Source organism: Nonomuraea sp. MTCD27, assembly GCF_041950495.1.
GTDB lineage: Bacteria > Actinomycetota > Actinomycetes > Streptosporangiales > Streptosporangiaceae > Nonomuraea.
In genome coordinates, this window is record NZ_JBGNUW010000004.1 from 632,065 (window position 1) to 650,556 (window position 18,492).

The 18,492-nt window shown below is 72.6% G+C and carries 16 protein-coding genes; 6 read left to right on the forward strand and 10 right to left on the reverse strand.

The window, feature by feature from the left end; all coding sequences use genetic code 11:
- Nucleotides 1-12 precede the first annotated feature (12 nt).
- Nucleotides 13-486, forward strand: coding sequence for a hypothetical protein (locus ACBJ59_RS15160; RefSeq protein WP_375110795.1), 474 nt, complete (start codon nucleotides 13-15; stop codon nucleotides 484-486).
- 52 nt (nucleotides 487-538) lie between these two features.
- The gene (locus tag ACBJ59_RS15165) at nucleotides 539-1,807 is read left to right on the forward strand and encodes a PucR family transcriptional regulator (RefSeq protein ID WP_375110796.1); all 1,269 of its coding nucleotides are present in this window, start codon (nucleotides 539-541) and stop codon (nucleotides 1,805-1,807) included.
- A 6-nt stretch (nucleotides 1,808-1,813) separates the two neighbouring features.
- Here the strand turns inward: ACBJ59_RS15165 and ACBJ59_RS15170 are convergent, their stop codons facing one another.
- From ACBJ59_RS15170 to ACBJ59_RS15190, 5 genes are all read right to left on the reverse strand, one after another.
- Entirely contained in the window at nucleotides 1,814-2,671 is an 858-nt protein-coding gene (locus ACBJ59_RS15170; RefSeq protein ID WP_375110797.1) for an SGNH/GDSL hydrolase family protein, read from the reverse strand.
- 46 nt (nucleotides 2,672-2,717) lie between these two features.
- On the reverse strand, nucleotides 2,718-3,845 hold the full coding sequence (locus ACBJ59_RS15175; RefSeq protein ID WP_375110798.1) for an alkaline phosphatase PhoX: 1,128 nt from the start codon (nucleotides 3,843-3,845) through the stop codon (nucleotides 2,718-2,720).
- Nucleotides 3,846-3,971: 126 nt separating this feature from the next.
- Nucleotides 3,972-4,607 carry a GNAT family N-acetyltransferase gene (locus ACBJ59_RS15180; protein ID WP_375110799.1) on the reverse strand — a complete coding sequence of 212 codons (636 nt, stop codon included), beginning with the start codon at nucleotides 4,605-4,607 and terminating at the stop codon, nucleotides 3,972-3,974.
- A gap of 23 nt (nucleotides 4,608-4,630) precedes the next feature.
- Entirely contained in the window at nucleotides 4,631-6,124 is a 1,494-nt protein-coding gene (locus tag ACBJ59_RS15185; protein ID WP_375110800.1) for an APC family permease, read from the reverse strand.
- Between the two features lie 25 nt (nucleotides 6,125-6,149).
- Nucleotides 6,150-6,782, reverse strand: coding sequence for a GPP34 family phosphoprotein (locus ACBJ59_RS15190; protein WP_375110801.1), 633 nt, complete (start codon nucleotides 6,780-6,782; stop codon nucleotides 6,150-6,152).
- 312 nt (nucleotides 6,783-7,094) lie between these two features.
- Between ACBJ59_RS15190 and ACBJ59_RS15195 the strand changes: the two genes are divergently transcribed.
- Nucleotides 7,095-8,777, forward strand: coding sequence for a carbamoyltransferase C-terminal domain-containing protein (locus ACBJ59_RS15195; protein WP_375110802.1), 1,683 nt, complete (start codon nucleotides 7,095-7,097; stop codon nucleotides 8,775-8,777).
- 67 nt (nucleotides 8,778-8,844) lie between these two features.
- Nucleotides 8,845-9,657, forward strand: a complete 813-nt coding sequence (locus ACBJ59_RS15200) for an N-acetylmuramoyl-L-alanine amidase (RefSeq protein ID WP_375110803.1) — start codon at nucleotides 8,845-8,847, stop codon at nucleotides 9,655-9,657.
- Here ACBJ59_RS15200 and ACBJ59_RS15205 read toward each other — a convergent pair.
- A complete protein-coding gene (locus tag ACBJ59_RS15205; protein WP_375110804.1) occupies nucleotides 9,638-10,276 on the reverse strand; it encodes a TetR/AcrR family transcriptional regulator in 639 nt (212 codons plus the stop codon). The genes ACBJ59_RS15200 and ACBJ59_RS15205 overlap by 20 nt on opposite strands.
- A gap of 102 nt (nucleotides 10,277-10,378) precedes the next feature.
- Between ACBJ59_RS15205 and ACBJ59_RS15210 the strand changes: the two genes are divergently transcribed.
- Nucleotides 10,379-11,479: a serine hydrolase domain-containing protein gene (locus ACBJ59_RS15210; protein ID WP_375110805.1), complete on the forward strand. Its 1,101-nt coding sequence runs from the start codon at nucleotides 10,379-10,381 to the stop codon at nucleotides 11,477-11,479.
- 27 nt (nucleotides 11,480-11,506) lie between these two features.
- Here the strand turns inward: ACBJ59_RS15210 and ACBJ59_RS15215 are convergent, their stop codons facing one another.
- On the reverse strand, nucleotides 11,507-11,692 hold the full coding sequence (locus tag ACBJ59_RS15215; RefSeq protein WP_375110807.1) for a hypothetical protein: 186 nt from the start codon (nucleotides 11,690-11,692) through the stop codon (nucleotides 11,507-11,509).
- A gap of 334 nt (nucleotides 11,693-12,026) precedes the next feature.
- On the opposite strand from ACBJ59_RS15215, the gene ACBJ59_RS15220 reads away from it, so the two are divergent.
- Nucleotides 12,027-12,845: an SAM-dependent methyltransferase gene (locus ACBJ59_RS15220; RefSeq protein ID WP_375110808.1), complete on the forward strand. Its 819-nt coding sequence runs from the start codon at nucleotides 12,027-12,029 to the stop codon at nucleotides 12,843-12,845.
- Here the strand turns inward: ACBJ59_RS15220 and ACBJ59_RS15225 are convergent.
- The 3 genes from ACBJ59_RS15225 to ACBJ59_RS15235 are packed head-to-tail and all read right to left on the reverse strand — an operon-like array spanning nucleotide 12,835 to nucleotide 18,257.
- Nucleotides 12,835-13,398, reverse strand: coding sequence for a hypothetical protein (locus tag ACBJ59_RS15225; protein WP_375110810.1), 564 nt, complete (start codon nucleotides 13,396-13,398; stop codon nucleotides 12,835-12,837). The two genes, ACBJ59_RS15220 and ACBJ59_RS15225, sit on opposite strands and share 11 nt — an antisense overlap.
- A 33-nt stretch (nucleotides 13,399-13,431) precedes the next feature.
- Nucleotides 13,432-14,574 carry an FAD-dependent monooxygenase gene (locus tag ACBJ59_RS15230; protein ID WP_375110811.1) on the reverse strand — a complete coding sequence of 381 codons (1,143 nt, stop codon included), beginning with the start codon at nucleotides 14,572-14,574 and terminating at the stop codon, nucleotides 13,432-13,434.
- 38 nt (nucleotides 14,575-14,612) lie between these two features.
- Nucleotides 14,613-18,257, reverse strand: coding sequence for a BTAD domain-containing putative transcriptional regulator (locus tag ACBJ59_RS15235; protein ID WP_375110812.1), 3,645 nt, complete (start codon nucleotides 18,255-18,257; stop codon nucleotides 14,613-14,615).
- Nucleotides 18,258-18,492: the final 235 nt, after the last annotated feature.

Consider the following 18,492-nt stretch of genomic DNA (forward strand, 5'->3'; position numbering starts at 1 on the left):
GAAGGAGACAGCATGCGCTCTCACAAGCTGATCGTCTCGCTCGGACTGGTGGCGGGGCTGGCGGTGCCGGCCGCGCTGGCCGCGAGCCCGGCCGCCGCGGCCAGCCAGTGCCGCGTGGAGCTCTACGACATCGACAATCTCAACATCGCCGAAAGGGACGGGAAGGACGAGCTCCGCTTCCTGGTCGGCGGGAACCTGTTCCCCAACAACAGCTACTACAACATGTACAACGGCGGCGACGGCGACCCCGGCGACTTCGGGTACCCGTCCACCGTCGTCACCAGCACGGGGACCGTGTCCTTCAACCTGCGCGAGGTCCAGCCGCCCGCCGTCGGCATGGGCGACAGCCTCGGCTCCGTGGTCGCCCACGGCACGGTGTGCGCCCCGCTCGCCGTCGGCGCGGTCGACTACGAGGAGGACTACATCGACGGAACCCACGAGACCTTCTACTCCTACCGGGTCAAGCTCAAGCTGACCGGCCTGTGACCGATCCGGCATGAAGCCCCGCCGCGTCCCGGCGGGGCTTCACCAATTCCGGATGTTCTGGGAGGGTTCGAGCGTGGTCCGCGCCCTCACCCTGGCCGGGTGCCCCGTGCACGAGCTGCTCGACCGCCAGGCCGCCAGGCTGGCCAGACGGCTCGTACGCGGCTTCGCCGAGCAGATCCCCCTCTACCGGCGGCTGCCGAAGGAGGCGCTCGACGGCGACATCACGGCCATCACCGAGCACAACCTGCGCCTGATCTCGCGCGTCATCCGCGACCGCCGCCCGCCCGCCAGGGCCGACCTGGCGCCGCTGCGCGAGTCGGCGGCCCGCCGCGCCCAGGAGGGGGTGCCGCTGGAAGCCCTGCTCGCGGCCTACCACCTCGGGGCCCGCATGGTGTGGGAGGAGCTGTTCGCCGGGGCGGGGCCGGGGGACGTGAGCGACGTTCTGGAGGCCGGGCGCATCATCCTGCTCTACATGGAGGCGGCGACGACCGCCGTGGGCACCGCCTACCTGGAGGAGCGCGAGAGCCTGCTCAGCCAGGAGCAGCACGCCATGCACGCCACCGTCTCCGCGCTGCTCTCCGGTGACCGGGCGGCCCTGGCGGGGGTCCGGCTGGCGCCGCGCTACCTGGTCCTGGCCGTCGCGGCCGGCCGGCATCCCGACGAGGACGGGCCCGGCGGCGCGATCGCCGCGCGCCGCAAGCTGCACCGGATCAGCACCGCGCTCCAGCGGCACGTGACCGAGCCGGTGCTGCCCGCGCTCGACACGACCGGGGGGCTCGTGCTGGTCCCGCTCCAGGGCACGAAACCGGCCGTCGGCGAGCCGGTCCAGGAACCCGGCGAGCCGTACCAGGGCGCGGAGCCCGCGGTCGGCGAGCTGGCGGCGGCGGCGGGCAAGGCGGCGGGCGTGCCGGTGTGGCTGGCGGCCGAGTGCGCGCCGCCGCAGGGGGTGCCGGCGGCGGCGCGGCTGGCCGAGGAGGTGCTGGAGGTGGTACGCGTCTTCGAGCAGCCGCCGGGCGCCTACCGGCTGGCCGACGTGCTGCTCGAATACCAGCTCACCCGGTCGAGCCAGGCCACGGCGCTGCTCGCGGGGCTGCTCGACCCGCTGCTCGACAACCCCGACCTGCTCAGGACGCTCACGGTATACCTGGACACGGGCCTCGACCGGCGGCGCACCGCCGAGCTGCTGCACGTGCACCCGAACACCGTGGACTACCGCCTGCGCCGGGCCGTCAGCCTGACCGGGCTCGACCCGGTCGACCCGGCGCACCTCCAGCGGATCGGGGCGGCCCTGGCCGCCCGCCGTCTCACCGGCCTTCGGTGAGACACCTCATAGGGCCTCGGTGACCGCGGCCGTCACGGCTGTGGCGAAGCCGCGCATGCCGAGCGCGTTCGGGTGGAACGGCGCGGCGGGCGAGGCCGGGACGTACGGCTCGATCCACCGCACGCCGGGCGCCGTGCACGGGTCGTGGCCGACGCTCGGGGTCTGCAGGTCGATGAAGCCCACCCCCGCGGCGGCGGCCTGCTCGGCCAGCATCTGGTTGAAGTACGTCAGCGTGGTCCTGATGTAGTTGGCGTCCGACCGGATGATCGGGACACGCGGGTAGCAGCCGTTGGGCGGCGCGTACGTGGCGTAGCCGACGACGAAGACCCGGGCCTGCGGGGCGCGGGCGCGGATGTCGCCGACCAGGGTGGTCAGCCGAGGCCGCAGCGCGTCGGTCTCGACCCGCCACTTGTCCTGGCCGTTCACGATGTAGTCGTCGTTGCACGCGTCGCCGACCGGTGGGGGCAGCAGGTTCAGGCAGTCCTCGATGAAGTCGGTCAGCCCGAGGTCGTTCGCGCCGATCTGCACCGTGACCAGCGTGGTGTCCTGGCTCAGCGCGTCGAGCTGGGGCGCCACGTCGCCGAGGTCGGTGCTCTGCGACTCGTACATGTCCCTGGTGTCCGCCCCGGAGCAGGTCACGTCGCGGAACGTGGCCGCGCCGATGGCCTGGGCGGTCAGGCGGGCGTAGTTGCGGTCGGAGCGCCAGCAGCCGTAGTCGGGGCCGATCTGGTTCGGCACGAGCGGTCCAGAGGCGGCCGAGTCGCCCAGCGCCACGTACACCTCCGCCTGTGCGGCGTGGGCGGGCGGCGCGAGGCCCAGGGCGAGCCAGACCGCGGCGAGCATGATGATCATCCGTCGGACCATGAGGACTCCTTCCGGCAGGGGTGGGGGGTGCGGAATCCGTGGTCGGTCAGCGGCGGAAGGGGCCGGTCACCTCGTACGTGATGCCTCCGGTGCCCGCGGCCTCGCCGCTGGTGCCGCGCTGGGAGGAGAAGTAGAGCCGGCTGCCGTCAGGGGAGAAGGCCGGGCCGGTGATCTCCGAGCTCGCCTGGCCGTCGAGGCGCATGACGGGGGCCACGACGCCGTCGGGCGTGATGATGTTGATCTCCATGTTGCCGCCGTCCTCGGCGACGTAGAGATCGCCCGACGGGCGGCCGGTGATGTTGTCCACGCCGTCGAGCGTGCCCGTGCCGTCGTAGACGGCGGTCACGGTCTGGCGGGCGGTGTCGTACGCCCAGACCCTGCGGTCGCCCTTCGCGGTGAAGTAGCAGATGCCCGCCGCGTAGTGGCAGCCCTCGCCGCCGTTGAAGTGCCGGGCGGCCGAGACCTGGTGCCTGGTCTGGCGCTCCAGCACGGCGGGCGACGGGTCGGGGACCGGGCGCCACTCCACGGCGTCGCCGCCGAGGCCGCACAGCACGTCGAGCCGGCCGCTGGACAGGTCACCCCAGGTCGTGGGCGTGAAGCGGTAGAAGCAGCCGTCGGACTCGTCCTCGGTCAGGTAGATCACCCGGTGGTCGGGGTCGCAGGCGGCGGCCTCGTGCTTGAAGCGGCCCATGGCGGGGCGGGACTGGGCGGAGCGGGCGCCGTACGGGTCGGTCTCGTAGACCCGGCCGCGGAAGATCTCCTCGCACGACAGCCAGGTGTTCCACGGGGTCGCGCCGCCCGCGCAGTTGAGGTTGGTGCCGCTCAGTATCCGGTACGCGCGCTCGATGGAGCCGTCGGCCCTGAACTTGATCGCCGAGGCCCCGCCGATCAGCGGCACCTCGGAGTTGGACACGTAGATCCAGCCGGCGCCGTCGGCGAAGCAGGCGCCGCCGTCGGGGGCCGGGTGCCAGAGCGTGCCTCCGACGCTCCGGCCCGACCTGGCCACGACGCGGCCGGTGAACCCGGCGGGTAACGCCATGCCGTTGGCGTCGGGCGCGCCGAGCGGCCCGTACGGGCTCGCCCCCGCCGACACCGAGGCCACCGCCTCGTGCCACACCGCCCCCGAGAAGGCCACCGACGCGGACATGGCTGTGATGAACGTACGGCGGCGCATGGCGGCTCTCCACTGGTCGCGGTTCGATTCGCAGACAAACGATGAGCCATGCTCGTCATTCTGTGAACTGGACAGCGGAGTAAATGTCGGCGGTCAAATCTGTGACGCCTCACAAACCGCCGCGAATCAGGGTGAACCAGGCCGCCACATCGGCCAGAACAGCGCCCCGTCCGGCAACGCGAACGGCTCCCGCGCCTTGTAGCCGTGCCGCGCGTACAGGTCCCTGTTGCGCGGGTCGCTGGCCTCCAGGTACGCCGGCAGCCCGCCCAGCCGGGCGTGGTGGTAGCGCAGCAGCGCCGTGCCGAGCCCCTGGTTCTGCCGGTCCGGGTGCACCGCCAGGAAGGCCAGATAGTGGTGCGGCGACGACGGATGGTTCTTCTCGAACAGGTCGTCCAGCACCCGGAAGCGCTCGACCCACTCGCCCGTGGCCTCGGCCAGCCGGCGGTCGTAGTCGAGCGGTCCGGGCAGCGGAGACGTGTGCGGGAACCACACGGCGACCGCCGCGTCGTCGATGAGGTGGACCTCCCCGTGTTCGAGGGCGTGGTCGACGAAGATGCGGAAGTCGGCGGTCATGATCCGGTGTCGCGACCGGCGGTCGGGCACCAGGTACGCCATGGGCCTCAGCCCGGCGAAAGCGGTCGCGACGAGCTCGGCGGCCCGCCCGGCGTCCGCGGCCGTGGCCGCGCGCACGGCGGGCCGGATCGCGAACGTCTCGCCCGCGGTGCGGTCGAGTGGCGGCCAGGCCGCGAAGGTGTCTCCCATGAACCCAGGTCTCCTCTCCTCGGTCATGCGGTGTCCTGGGCGCCGCCGGCGGACGTGGCCGCCTTGGCGCCCATCCCAACCGCAGCGTAGACGCCGGGTTGCCGGGCGCGCAGCACCAGGGCCCACACCACGCCCAGCACGGCGGCCACGCCGTAGGCGGCGGGCAGCAGCCAGGCCAGCGGGTCGCCCTCGCCCACGCCGAGCAGCGCCCAGAAGTTGTCCAGCGCCAGCCACACCATCACGGCCAGCGCGATCGTGGCCGGCACGGGCGCGACCAGCCGCCGGGACAGGGTCTCGCCGCTCGGCTCGCGGGCGAAGAACACGATGATCGCGACGGAGGTCACGAAGATCAGCAGTAGCACGCCGAGGCCGCCGAACGAGCCGCCGTAGAAGAAGAGCTGCACCAGCGGGTCGAGGCCGAGGGCCGCGTACAGCACGATGACGGCCAGGCCGAGCACGGACTGCGCGATCGAGCCCGCCTGGGGCGCCCCGCTGCGGGGCCGCGTACGTCCGAAGACCGCCGGCAGCACCCGCTCGCGGCCGAGCGCGAAGAAGTAGCGGGCGGTGGTGTTGTGGAAGGAGACCATCGCGGCGAAGACGCTGGTCACGAAGAGGACCCTGGCGATGTCCACCACGGTCGTGCCCAGGTGCCCTTGGGCCAGCACGAAGATGGTGTCCGCCTGGTCGCGCCGCGCGGTGGCCACGATGTTGCCCGGGCCGATGGCGACCGTCATGGCCCATGCCGAGAGGGCGTACACGACGGCGATGATCGCCACGGACGCGTACGTGGCCAGCGGCACCGTCCGGCGCGGCTCGCGGCTCTCCTCCGAGAACACCACGGACGACTCGAACCCGACGAACCCGAGCGTCGCCAGCACCAGCAGGGCCCCCACACCCGGCACGAACAGCGCGGACGGCGAGAGGGTCTCGACGGGGTAGCCCCCGGCGGGGTTGAGCAGGTCGGCCAGGTCGAACAGGAGGATGACCGCCACCTCGGCGGTCAGCAGCACGGCCAGCAACCGCCCGTTGACGTCCACCCGCATCAGGCCCAGGACCGAGACCAGCGCCCAGGCGACCAGCGAGACCACCCACCAGGCGGGCGTGATCCCCAGCCAGGCTTCGAGCAGCGGCGTCGCCGCCGCCCCGAACACGCCGTAGAGGCCCACCTGCAGCGCGTTGTACGCGATGAGCGCCACCCAGGCGGCCGCGATGCCGGCGGGCCGGCCCAGCCCTCGGGTGATGTAGGTGTAGAACGCGCCGGCGTTGGCCATGTGCCGGGCCATCGCCACGTACCCGACCGCGAACACCGCCAGCACGGCCCCCACCACCAGGAAGGCGATCGGCAGCCCGGTGATCCCGGTGACGGCGTAGCCGTTGGTGATCACCCCGGCGACGACGGTGAGCGGCGCGGCGGCCGACAGGACGAAGTAGACGACCGAGGGCGCGCCGAGGCGGTTGGCGGCGAGCGCGCCGGCGACCGGATCGGTTCCGGCGCCGGGTGTTGCGGTACGCGTCATGGTTCTTCCAGGGGGGTGCGGAGGGTCAGGTGCGATAGGTCAGTACGGCGTCGCCCACGGCCGCGCTCACCTGGCGGCTCAGGTCGCTGAGCGGCTGGGGCATGGTGGCCAGCAGCGTGGTCAGGTAGTGACGGGCGGCCCGCCGGTCGTCCGGGTCGTCGAGCACGGTGTCGGTCAGGCCGCAGGCGTCCATGAGCGTGGCCAGCGCCATGTCCTGCGGCGACAGCGGCCGGCACTGCGCCAGCGCCAGCCGCAGCCGGGCCATGGGCCACATGGCCCGGCTGAAGTCGGTGGCGAAAAAGCGGGATTGTTTGCGTTTGAGGATTTTCGGGGCTTCGCGTACGAGCAGCCCGTCGTTCCGCAGCCGCCCGCTCACTTCTTCGACCGAACGTTGTGCGAGATAGGCCAGCCATGTCCGCACGTCGGTATGGTGCGGCGAATTCCCGAGATCGGCCAGCACCTTGTCGGCCACGTTCTCCTTGACCGGCCGCGCGTCGGTCACGTCGAGCCGCACGCCGCGCACGGCGATCCGCTGGTGCAGCACCAGCTCCCCGATCAGCGCGCCGGCCAGCCCCAGAGCCACCCCCTGCTCGTGCAGGCGCGATCTGCCCGAGCCGGTGGTATCCCAGGAGACGAGGAAGAAATCATCGGCCAGCACCTTGAATCGGTCCGCTCATTATCATCTATATAGGACAACCAGGCGGCGGGACGCCACCAGCCGAAATATCTATCAAGAACGCCGGAACCCGGGTAGACCCATTTGCCGGCAAGTCAGAAAATCGGTGGCATTAGCGCGCAATATGATGATTTATCCAATTTTTTGGTGGCCTGGGGCCATGTCCGGTTCCCTCGCCTCCCCCGCCCGGCCCGCTCTGCCGGTAAGAGCTGACGTGTCCCTTACGCGGTTGGGAGATCCACTTGTTCTGGCGTGGGGTATCGGTGCCCGTGATCACGATCAGGAGGCACGGGAATGGCGGACTTTCCCATTGTTGTCGGTGTAAATCGCACCCAGGATGGTTCCATCGCCGTCGCGGTGGGCGAGTCGGGCATGTACAGCCTGCAGAAGGAGCGGATCAGCCGCCGCAAGCACCACTGGGGCCGCCTCGGCGACCTGCCCGACCGCTACCTTCCGGCCATGCCGCTGCTGAAGGAGCCGGTGGACCTGGTCGTGGAGGGCTACTCCTCCGACACCGAGATCGAGCACGTGTGCGCGTACCAGCAGGAGACGCGCGAGACGCTCGGGCTCAAGGACGGCGCGCCGATCGTGCTGGTCTCGCACCACCTCTCGCACCTCTACAGCGCGTTCTACCCCTCGCCGTTCGAGGCGGCGGCGGGGCTGGTGATCGGCGCGCAGGGCAGCCGGGTCAGGGACTTCACCGAGCACGTCGACCTGCCGCCGGGCACCGGCGGCGACCTGCTGGAGGTGGCCTCGTTCTACCGGTGCGCGCGCGGCCGGATCGAGTGCCTGGCCAAGCAGCTCTGGGACGGGGACTGGTCCAGGCCCGCCGGGCTCGGCTGCTTCTACGCGCTGCTGACCAAGCTGTTGTGGCCCGAGGGTGAGGGCAACGAGGCGAAGGTGATGGGGCTGGCGCAGTTCGGCGACCCGGACGCGCTCGCCCTGCCCGACCTCGACGTACGCGGCCACGAGGTGCACATCCCGCCCGCCTGGACCCGGACGTTCACCCGCCGCGACGCCTTCGTGTACGAGCCGGGCGGCGAGGAGTTCCGCCGGGCCGCCAACCTGGCCGCCGCCGGCCAGCGTGCCTTCGAGCGGGCGCTGGCCGAGGTGGCCGGGTGGCTGCACGCCAGGACCGGACTGGACGCGCTGGCCTACGCCGGCGGCGCGGCCCTGAACTGCGCGGCCAACGGCCGGCTCGTCCGCGAGTCCCCGTTCCGCGAGGTGTTCGTCCCGCCCGCCCCGCACGACGGCGGCACCGCCGTGGGCTGCGCCCTGTACGGGCTCATCACGTGCCTCGGCGTGGACAGCCGCTTCCGCTGGACGGACGACTTCCTCGGCCCCCACCCGGACGAGAGCGAGATCGAGGCGGCCGTGCGCGGCCTGCCCGCCGACCTGTACGCCGAGCGGCCCGAGAACCTGGTGGACGAGCTGGCCGGGCTGCTGGAGAGCGGCCGCGTGGTGGGCCTGCACCGGGGCCGCAGCGAGTCGGGCCCGATGGCGCTGGGCAACCGCAGCATCCTCGGCGACCCGCGCAACCCGGATTTGCAGGACTACCTCAACTTCGAGGTGAAGGGGCGCGAGTGGTTCCGGCCGCTGGCGTCGCTGGTGCTGGCCGACCACGCCGAGCGGATCTTCGAGCTGGACCGCCCGGCCCCGTTCATGCAGTACACCGCCGCCGTGCGGCCGGAACACCGGGACCGGCTGCCGGGTATCACGCACGTGGACGGCACGGCCAGGCCGCAGACGGTCGAGCGGGAGAGCACCCCGTTCCTGCACACCCTGCTGACCAGGTGGAACGAGCGCACGGGCACGCCGGTGCTGATCAACACCTCGCTCAACGGCCCGGGGCAGCCGCTGACCGAGGCGCCGGAGCACTCGATCGAGACCCTGCGGGAGACCGGCCTGCACGCGCTGGCGATGCCCCCGTACCTGATCCGCAAGCGCGACGAGCCCCCGCTGCCCGGGGATCGCTAGCCGACACGAAATACCAGGTCAAGGCGGGTCTTGGGAATCACGGCCGGTGCCGGGTACGGTCGATGCCATGCGCGCCTACCGCACCGGAACCGTGGCACTGGTCACGCTGGCCGTGCTGTCCGCCGGGTGCGGCGGCGGCGCGGTGCCCGCGGCGCAGGAGGCGGCGCTGCCCGCTTCGCTGCCCGCCACCCAGTCGCCGGGCACCCGGTCGCCCGCCCGGAGCCCGCTGGCCGGGAAGGTCGTGGTGATCGACCCCGGGCACAACGGCGGCAACGCCTCGCACCCCGAGGAGATCAACCGGCAGGTCGACATCATCACCGGCCGCAAGGCGTGCAACACCACCGGCACCCGGACCGACGCCGGCTACCCGGAGCACGCCTTCACCTGGGACGTCGCCGGCCGGCTCAAGCCGATCCTGGAGGCGATGGGCGCCAAGGTCGTGCTCACCCGGCCCGACGACAAGGGCGTGGGCCCGTGCGTCACCGAGCGGGCCGCGATCGGCAACGAGGCCAGGGCGGACGCCGTGCTGTCCATCCACGGCGACGGCGCCGCGCCGGACGGGCACGGGTTCCACGTGATCATGCCCGGGCTGCTGCCCGGGCACAACGACGACGTGGTCAAGCCGTCCCGCAGGCTCGGGCACGACATCCGCGACGCCTACCGCAAGGGCACCGGCATGCCGTACGCCACCTACACCGCCAACCAGGGCTTGCAGACCCGCACCGACCTGGGCGGGCTCAACCTGTCGAAGCGGCCGGCGGTGTTCATCGAGTGCGGCAACATGCGCAACAAGGGCGACGCCGCCAAGATGTCCGACCCGGCCTTCCGCCAGCGCATGGCCACCGCGCTGGCCGGCGGGCTCAGGCGCTTTCTGGGCTAGCGTACGCGCGCAGGAACACCGCGACGGCGGACTCCGAGAGGCGGTCGAGGTCGGCCTCCGAGTAGTGGTCGGCGCCGCCCCAGAACATGGCCTTGTTGACCGGGATCCACAGCAGCAGGCCCACGAAGTGCTCGGCGGCCAGCTGCGGGTCGTCCGCGCGCAGCAGCCCGCGCCCGGCCAGCCGCTCGAAGGCCGTGGCCATGGTCTTGAGCGAGCGCTCGAAGCCCTGCTCGTACCAGGTGCGGCCGAGGTCGGGGAAGCGGTCGGCCTCGGCGATCACCAGCCGGCGCAGCCGCAGCAGCTCGGGCCGCATGAGCTGGTCGAGGAAGCGGCGGGCCAGCTCGCCGAGGTCCTTCGCCAGGTCGTCGCTGTCGTCGAGGGTCGCCGTGATCATCTTGGCCAGCCCCTCCACCTGGCCGGTGGTGTCCATGATGATGCTGGTGAAGAGCTGTTCCTTGTCGGTGAAGTGCTTGTAGACGGTCTGTTTCGACACGGCGGCCAGTGAGGCCACCTCGTCCATGCTGGTGCCGACGTAGCCGTTGCGCAGGAACACCGGGAGCGCCGCCTCCAGGATCTGCCTGCGCTTGCGTGCCGCCCGGCCGTCCTCTTCCGCTGCCATGACCGCCCTCTCTCGTCCGACGGAAACAGAGTACTAGACAGTTCCGTACCGATGTGAGTACTGTACCGTCTAGTTCCGAAGATGAACAAGGATGGAGACGTCATGAGCGACCTTCAGCAGCAGGTGCAGGAAGCGGCCGACAGGCTCGTCGAGTCCGGCGAGGAACGCGGGCTCCAGGTGGCCGTCTACCGGGACGGCGTCCAGATCGTGGACGTGGTCGCGGGCGTGGCCGACCCGGAGACCGGGCGGCCCGTCACCCCCGGCACGCCGTTCTACAACTTCTCGATCGGCAAGGGCGCCACCGCCACCGTCGCGCACGTGCTGGCCGAGCGGGGGCTGTTCGGTTACGACACCCCGGTGGCCGAGCTGTGGCCGGAGTTCGCGCGGCACGGCAAGGAGGGCGTCACCGTACGGCACGTGCTGTCGCACACGGCGGGCGTGCCCGGCGTGCCGCTCGACACCACGCCCGAGGACGTCTGCGACTGGAGCAAGATGGTCGCCGCGCTGGAGGACGCCGAGCTGTGGTGGGAGCCGGGCACCAAGGTGGGCTACCACGCCTACACGTTCGGGTTCCTGGTCGGCGAGATCGTCCGGCGGGCGACCGGCAAGCCCATCTCCCAGGTGCTGCTGGAGGACGTGGCGGGGCCGCTGGGCGTGGCCGACGAGCTCTACTTCGGGATGCCGGAGAAGGAGCACTCGCGGCTGGCGAGGCTGGAGGACGTGCCGATGGACATGTCGGCGTTCGGGGAGATGCCGGCGGACCTGCCGATGTTCAAGGCGGGGCCGATGACGCTGATGCCGAACGCGGAGCTGGGCAGCCGGCCCGACTATCTGTCGGCCGACATCCCCGCCGGGGGCAAGACCTCGGCCAGGGCCATCGCGCGGATGTACGCGGCGCTGCTCGGAGAGGTGGACGGGACGCGGCTGATCGCGTCCGAGCGGCTGCGCGAGGCGACGGCCGTGGTGTCGAGCGGCATCGACGAGGTGTTCGGCATGCCCTCCACGTGGGGCCTGGGCTTCGGCATCGGCGGCCCGGCCGCCACGGCCGAGGAGAGCCCGACCGTCTTCGGGGTGCCGGGGGCGGGCGGCAGCGCCGCCTGGGCCGACACGGCGACCGGCATGGCGTTCGCGCTGACCAAGAACCGGCTCACCAACGACTTCGCGGCGGCCGAACTGCTCGGCGGCATCGTCACCCGGGCCTAGCCCGGACCTGGCCCGCCCTGTGCGGGCTCAGCCGTCACGGCACAGCGGCTTGCCGCCGACCACGCAGGCGATGTCGTCCAGCTGACAGCTCAGCAGGGTGCCGTCCATGCCGAGCACCAGCACGAGGTCGCGCCGGTATGAATGGGCCAGTATGACCCTGCCGACGACACCGTTGTCCAAGATCACGGTTGGGCGGCCTGCCGCATAGTCCATGCCCTCGTGGCTCCTCTCAGGTCCGGAACGAGCCCCGCACCGGACCCGTCCCCACCAGGATGCACAGGCTCGGGCCCTGAGCGCATCGGTCGGGCGGCTGTATTTCAGGTCCGTCCGGGGAAGGACCCACTACTTGCGGGGACGACGCTACTAGTGTTTCCGGAGTTGCACCGGTGTCAGCAAAATCCCGGCATTCCTCCCTGCGGATACGCGGTGAAGGAGAACGTGTTCTATTTAGACGGTCTGACCGGTCGATGGGGCACGTCGCGCGGCGGCCGGAAACCAGCTAGTAATATGTCGCCCAAGTTGTTCGCGGCGAAGGAGACGGCCACCCGTGACCGAGCTAGAACGCGTTCCGCCCGGCGTGGACCCGAGCGTCCCGAGCTCCGCCAGGGTGTACGACTACCTGCTCGGCGGCAAGGACAATGTGGCGATCGACCGCGCCGTGGCCGAGAAGCTGCTCGCGGTCGCCCCCGACACCCGCCTCGTCGCCAGGGCCAACCGCCACTTCCAGGTCGAGGCGGTCCGGCACCTGGCCGAGCAGGGGATCCGGCAGTTCCTCGACCTGGGCACCGGCATCCCGACCTCGCCCAGCATCCACGAGACCGCCCGCGCGGTGAGCCCCGCCTGCCGGGTGATCTACGTCGACTACGACCCCGTGGTGCGGCTGCACGCCCAGGTGCTGCTGGCCGACGCCCCGGGCGTCGCCGGCATCCAGGCCGACCTGCGCCATCCGGCGGAGATCCTGGCCGACCCGCACGTCACCGGGTTGATCGACTTCGACCAGCCGGTGTGCGTGCTGATGGTCGGCGTGCTGCACTTCGTGATGGACGAGGAGGACCCGGCCGGCATCGTGGCCGCCTTCAGGAAGCGCATGGCGCCGGGCAGCCACCTGGTGGTCTCCCACGCCATGGCCGAGAGCTCCGCCGACGCCATCGCCCAGCTCCAGATGGCGACGGCGGGCTCGCCCGCGCAGGCCCGGTTCCGCACGCGGGACGAGGTGCTGCGGCTGTTGGACGGGTTCGAGCTGATCGGGCCCGGCCTGGTGCCCGTCCAGGACTGGCACCTCGGTCCCGACGAGGTCCACCTCCCCCTGCTGGACGAGATGCCGAAGCTGCGCGTGGACGGGGCGGTCGGCCGGCTCAGAGCCTGATGCCCTTGATGATCCTGGCGAGCTCCGGCACGAGCGGCTCGCCGGCCATCACGGTGACGACGACGCCCTTGCGCTCCACCCAGCCGGCGTACCGGCCGTGGCCGAGCGCGCCGTCGCCCTCCTGGGTGAGCACCCGACGGCCGCCGATCTTCACGGTTGTCGTCTCGCCCGAGAACGTGCCCAGCTCCAGCGGCGCGTGCTTCAGCTGGCCGAGCCTGCGCGCCTGCGGCCAGCACACCACCCGCACCCACAGCGACCTGTGTGCCCGGTCCACGTCGTCGCGGTCGTCGGACCACTGGTAGCCGTACTCGGTCAGGCCGTCATGCCGGGACGCCACGACCCGGCCGTAGGCGAAGCCCTTGGGGAGGTGGCCGACGAGGATCCCCTTGATGGCCTTCCTGCCCCTGGGCGGCTGGTCCGACTCCGTCCGCTCCAGCTCCGCCTTGGACGGGACGGGACAGGAGGGGCGGGCGGCGGCCTGCGCGGGCACGGCGACCAGGGCGGCGGCGACGGGCGCCACGGCGAGGGCGGCCAGTACGCGATCTGTTCTCATGCCGGTGTTCGATGCGGCCGGTGGGACAAAGGTTCAGTACTGCTTCAAAGTGATGTCGGTGGCGAACTTGTCCCCCATTTTCATCATCAGATCCAGCAGGAAGCGGTATTTGAACATCCAGTTGCGCATCCGGAGGCGGGCCGGGGTGCCGGGGGCGAGGAAGGGGCCGGCGTTGCCGTTCCTGGCGACTTTGGCGTACGGGCGTATCTGGCGCTCGTACTCGGCGAAGGCCGTGCGGTGATCGCCGCCGGCCGCGGCCAGCTCGCCCGCCAGCACGTACGCGCCCACCACGGCCAGGCCGGTGCCGAAGCCGCCCAGGGTGTTGCCGTACGCCGAGTCGCCGAGCAGCACCACCCGGCCCTGGCTGTAGCGGTCGATCCTGACCTGGCTGATCGAGTCGAGATAGACGTCGCCGGAGCGCGCCACCGCCCGCATGACCGCCGGGGTCCGCCAGCCCATGCCCGCGTACGCACGCGCCAGGACGTCCTTCTGCTGCCCCATGTCGTAGCGGTCGTAGTCGAGCTGCCCGGAGGCGAAGACGAAGAACGCCGGCGCCTTCGGCCCGCCGACGGCGACCATCCTGCCGGGCTCGTTGTACATGCTCGGCACCGTCCCGAAGTCCCCCTCCACCTCCACCAGGGCGTAGTGGTGGCCGAGGTGCCGGACGAACGCGGACTCCGGGCCGAAGGTGAGGCGGCGCACGTTGGAGTGGATGCCGTCCGCGCCCACGACCAGGTCGAACGTGCGCGGGGCGGAGCGTTCGAAGGTGACGTGGACGCCGCCGGCCGTTTCGGTGAGCGAGGTGATCGAGTCGCCGAAGACGTACTCGGAGTGGGGGGCCGTGTGCTCGTACAGGAGCCGGGCCAGGTCGCCGCGCGTGATCTCCACGTCGCCGCCGGTGAACTCGCCCGGCACGACCGCCAGCCGGCGGCCGTCCGCGTCCACGATCTCCTGGTCGGTGCCGCCCGTCTGCAGGCGGCGCACCTCGTCCATGAGTCCCATGCGCCGGAGCACGGTCTGGTGGGTCTCACCCTTGAAGTCGACGGCCTGGCCACCGGGGCGCAGGGCCGGGGCCTTCTCGACGACGGTGACGGTGCATCCGTGGCGGACGAGCCAGTAGGCGAGGGCGGGGCCCGCGATGCCGGCGCCGGAGATGAGGACGTTGCTGTTTCGCATGCCACGAAGCTTCGTGAGCAGCGCTGACAGCGGGGCGACTACCGGCTGACAACGCCCCGCAGGACTGTCAGCGCCTCGTCCCGGCTCATGGCCGCGCCCCTGGCGTACGCCGCCGCGAACGCCTCGGGCCCGAGGATGCCGGTGGCACCGGCGGCGGCCACGGCCACGTCGTGATCCCCGACCACGGCCATGCCGCGCACCGCCGCCCCGACACCGAGCAACATCGCCGCCGTCTCAGCCGCCGCCTCCCGCCCCTTCCCCGCCGCCTCTCCGCTCCCCGTCCCGCGCTCCGGCTCGGCCCCTGGCCCGCTCTCCGGCCCGCTCCCCGTCCCGCGCTCCGGCTCGGGCGCCGACCCGATCCGTGATCCGGGCTCCGGCCCCGAGGTCGCAGCCCCGTGCGTCGCCTCGAAGAGGGCCTGGCCGGCCAGCCCTTCCGCGACCTCGGCGACGTCATTCGCCAGGGGCGAGCCCAGCGCGGACGCCAGCGCCTCGGCGTGCATGCGCGCGGCCCGCTCCGCGTCGCCCTGGGCGGCCGCCAGCCGTCCCAGCGCCGTGTACACGCGTGACCGCGTCCCTCCGGCGGTGAACGCGCCGGTCTCCGAGCCGGACCGCGCCGCGTCGAGCCGCCGGGCGGCCTCGGGCAGGTCGCCCTGGAGCCGCGAGATGTCCCCCAGCTGCAGCTGCACCCATGCCATCAGCTCCGGCCGGCCCAGCCGCCGCTCCAGCTCGGCCGCCCGCTCGTTGTCGGCACGGGCGGCCTCGGCGTTCCCCGCCCGCCAGTGCGCGTGGCCCCTCCTGCTCAGCACGTCCGCCAGCTCGTCGAGCGCGCCGAGCTCCGTGAACAGCCCGAGCGCCCGGTCCCACAGCTCCATCGCCCGCGGCCAGTCACCGCGCCAGCTCGCGATCAGGGCCAGCCAGTCGTACGCCTGCCCCATGCCCCACCGCTCGCCCACCGCGCCGAAGTCCGCCAGCACCCGCTCCAGCTCGGATTCCGCCTCGGCGAGCAGGCCGCCGTGCAGGGTCATCAGCGCGCTGCCGAGCCGATCGAGCGCCCGGCTCCACGGGTCGGCGCTGAGCATCCGCCGATCGCGCTCCGACATCATCCCGCCCTCGGGCGGTCCGGCGATCATGCCCCAGAGCGCCACGCCGAACCGGTAGCGCATCGGCCGGTCGAACGACCCGACGATCGCCCGTGCCCGCTCCCAGTGCGGTGACCCCGCCTCCGGTACGGCGTGCAGCACGGCCATCACGTATTCCTCGGCTCCGGCTCCATGGGCTTCATGAGCGAGGTGGTCGAGCGGCCCGGTGCCGACGGCGTCGAGCAGGCGTACGGCGTGCCGGGCGGCCTGACCGCGCCGCCCGGTCAGCCACCAGTACATGCCCAGCGCCGCCACCAGCCGCAACGCCGTGGGCCTGTCGTGCTCCACGCTCCAGCGCAGCGCCGCCTGCAGGTTGGCGTTGTCGGCCGACAACCGGGCCAGCCACTCCAGCTGCTCCTCCCGGTAGAGGTGGTCGTCGGCGCGCCCCGCGAACTCCAGGAACCAGGCGGCGTGCGCCTGCCGCAGCCGGTCCTCCTCGCCCGCCTCCGCCAGCCGCTCCAGGCAGAACAGCCGGATGGTGTCGAGCATCTGGTAGCGCTCGCCGTCGGTCTCCACCAGCGACTTGTCCACCAGCCCCGCCAGCGTCTCCGCCGGCTCGGCCATCCCCGTGTATCCGGCCGGTGCCTCTTCCGCGCCGGTCGGGTGGCAGACGCGCTCCACCGCCTCCAGGGTCGCGCCGCCGGCGAACACCGACAGGCGCCGGGCCAGTGCCTGCTCCTCGGCGTCCAGCAGGCTCCAGCTCCACTCCACCACCGCGTGCAGCGTCCGGTGGCGGGCGGCGGCGGTGCGGTCGCCGCGCGAGAGCAGCCGGAACCTGCCGTGCTCGGCCAGCCGGTCGGCGATCTCCGCCACCCCGAACGTACGCACCCGGGCCGCCGCCAGCTCGATCGCCAGCGGCAGGCCGTCGAGCGCCACGCAGATCCGGAGCACCGCGTCCAGGTTGGCGGGATCGACGGTGAAGCCCTGCCGTACGGCCGCCGCCCGGTCGGCGAACAGCCTGACCGCCGGGTAGCCGAGCGGGTCGTCGGCCCCTGGCGGCGGGGTGGGCAGGGGCGCGAGCGGGACCAGGTGCTCGCCGGTGAGGCCCAGCGGCTCGCGGCTGGTGGCCAGGACGGTCAGGCCGGGGCATCGGGCCAGCAGGTGGCGGGTGAGCGTGGCGGCCTCGTCGATGACGTGCTCGCAGTTGTCCAGCACGAGGAGCAGGTCCTGCTCGGCCAGCGCGGCGACGAGCCGGCCGGCGGCCTCGTCGCCGTCGGCGGCGGGCGGCCTGAGCGCGGGCTCCCGCAGCCCCAGCGCCCCGAGCACGGCCCGCGCCACCTGCCCGGCACCCCCGTCCACAAGCGACAGATCCACGAACACCGCCACACCGGCTCCGCTCCGGCCCGCCTGACCGGAGCGACCCGTCCCGCCCGCGCCGGTTCGGTCCTGCGGGCGGGAGTCGTCCGGCACGTCGGCGACGGTGCGACCCGTGAGTCGGGGGCCGCGCGCCACCCCGGCACCGGCCCCGCCCGTCCAATCGGAGCCCTCCGCCGGGCCGGCACTGCTCCGGCCCGCCACACCGCCCCCGGCCCGGCCCGGCAAGCGTGAGCCGGTCGGCAGGCCGGGGCCCGTGGGCAGGCCGCTGTGGGTGGGCAGGCCGGAGTCGGCCGGTAGGTCGGAGTCGGTGGTGGGGCGGGCGGGTGGGCCGGGGCGGGTGGTGGCTTCGATGGCGAGGCGGGTCTTGCCGGTGCCGCCCGGGCCGACGATCGTGACCAGGCGGGCGGTGGGGAGCAGGGCGCCCAAGCGGGCCAGCTCGTCCGCGCGTCCCACGAAGCTCGTGAGCTGCGCGGGCAGCCCCGTCACCACGGCGCGCTCCCGCTCGCCCCGCAGGATCTCCAGGTGCAGGGCCGCGAGCTCGGGGGAGGGGTCCGTGCCCAGCTCCTCGGCCAGCAGCCGCCGCCCCTCGTCGTACACCGCCAGCGCCTCAGCCGGCCGCCCCGCCGCGTGCAGGGCCCGCATCAGCAGCCCGCGCGGCCGCTCCCGCAGCGGGTGGGCGGCCACGAGCTCGCGCAGCCCGGCCGCCGGGCTCGCCTCGGGCAGGGACAGCTCGGCCTCGAACAGGTCCTCGGTGGCCGCCAGCCGCAGCTCCTCCAGCCGCACCGCCTGCGGCCCGGCGAACGGCGCGTCCGCCACGTCCGCCAGCGCCGGGCCGCGCCACAGCTCCAGCGCCTCCCGCAGCAGGGCCGCGGCCTGCGCGGGCCGGCCGGCCGCCAGCAGCCCGCGCCCGTCCCGGGACAGCCGCTCGAACCGGTACGCGTCCACGCACTCCCGATCGACCGCCAGCCGGTAGCCGGTCCCGTGGAACTCGATCAGGTCAGGCGGCAGGTTCCGCCTGAGCCGGGAGATCTGCGCCTGTATGGCGTTGGCCGCCTCCGCCGGGGGCCGGTCGCCGTACTGGCCGTCGACGAGGCGTTCGACGCTGACCAGCCGCCCCGCGTCGAGCAGCAGCATCGCCAGCAGCGCACGCGGCCGGGGGCCGCCCACGGCGATCGGGTCGCCGCCGGCCGGCCGCACCACGAGCGGGCCCAGGACACCGAACTGCACGCCCCCGATTGTCCCTCAACTGACCAGGCGAAACGGAATTATCGGTATGCCTACCGATGCACATACGTATTTTCCCGCCGGGGGCGAGGGCCTAGCGTCTGGCGGCAACAAGGCGAAACGGTCCGCTCGCTTTCCCGTCACCCTCCATCACCCCCCAGTTTCCCTGACATCTCCGCGAGTCCAGGCGATCCCGGACGACGCGGCGGCCGTCGTGCGCTCACAAGCGCCCGGCGGC

Bases quoted from the DNA above. Each gene is read 5' to 3' on its own strand.
- ACBJ59_RS15230 (WP_375110811.1), bottom strand. From the start codon at position 14,574: ATGCGAAACAGCAACGTCCTCATCTCCGGCGCCGGCATCGCGGGCCCC.
- ACBJ59_RS15195 (WP_375110802.1), top strand. From the start codon at position 7,095: ATGGCGGACTTTCCCATTGTTGTCGGTGTAAATCGCACCCAGGATGGT.
- ACBJ59_RS15225 (WP_375110810.1), bottom strand. From the start codon at position 13,398: ATGAGAACAGATCGCGTACTGGCCGCCCTCGCCGTGGCGCCCGTCGCC.
- ACBJ59_RS15215 (WP_375110807.1), bottom strand. From the start codon at position 11,692: ATGGACTATGCGGCAGGCCGCCCAACCGTGATCTTGGACAACGGTGTC.
- ACBJ59_RS15200 (WP_375110803.1), top strand. From the start codon at position 8,845: ATGCGCGCCTACCGCACCGGAACCGTGGCACTGGTCACGCTGGCCGTG.
- ACBJ59_RS15185 (WP_375110800.1), bottom strand. From the start codon at position 6,124: ATGACGCGTACCGCAACACCCGGCGCCGGAACCGATCCGGTCGCCGGC.
- ACBJ59_RS15205 (WP_375110804.1), bottom strand. From the start codon at position 10,276: ATGGCAGCGGAAGAGGACGGCCGGGCGGCACGCAAGCGCAGGCAGATC.
- ACBJ59_RS15160 (WP_375110795.1), top strand. From the start codon at position 13: ATGCGCTCTCACAAGCTGATCGTCTCGCTCGGACTGGTGGCGGGGCTG.
- ACBJ59_RS15165 (WP_375110796.1), top strand. From the start codon at position 539: ATGTTCTGGGAGGGTTCGAGCGTGGTCCGCGCCCTCACCCTGGCCGGG.
- ACBJ59_RS15180 (WP_375110799.1), bottom strand. From the start codon at position 4,607: ATGGGAGACACCTTCGCGGCCTGGCCGCCACTCGACCGCACCGCGGGC.
- ACBJ59_RS15175 (WP_375110798.1), bottom strand. From the start codon at position 3,845: ATGCGCCGCCGTACGTTCATCACAGCCATGTCCGCGTCGGTGGCCTTC.
- ACBJ59_RS15170 (WP_375110797.1), bottom strand. From the start codon at position 2,671: ATGGTCCGACGGATGATCATCATGCTCGCCGCGGTCTGGCTCGCCCTG.
- ACBJ59_RS15210 (WP_375110805.1), top strand. From the start codon at position 10,379: ATGAGCGACCTTCAGCAGCAGGTGCAGGAAGCGGCCGACAGGCTCGTC.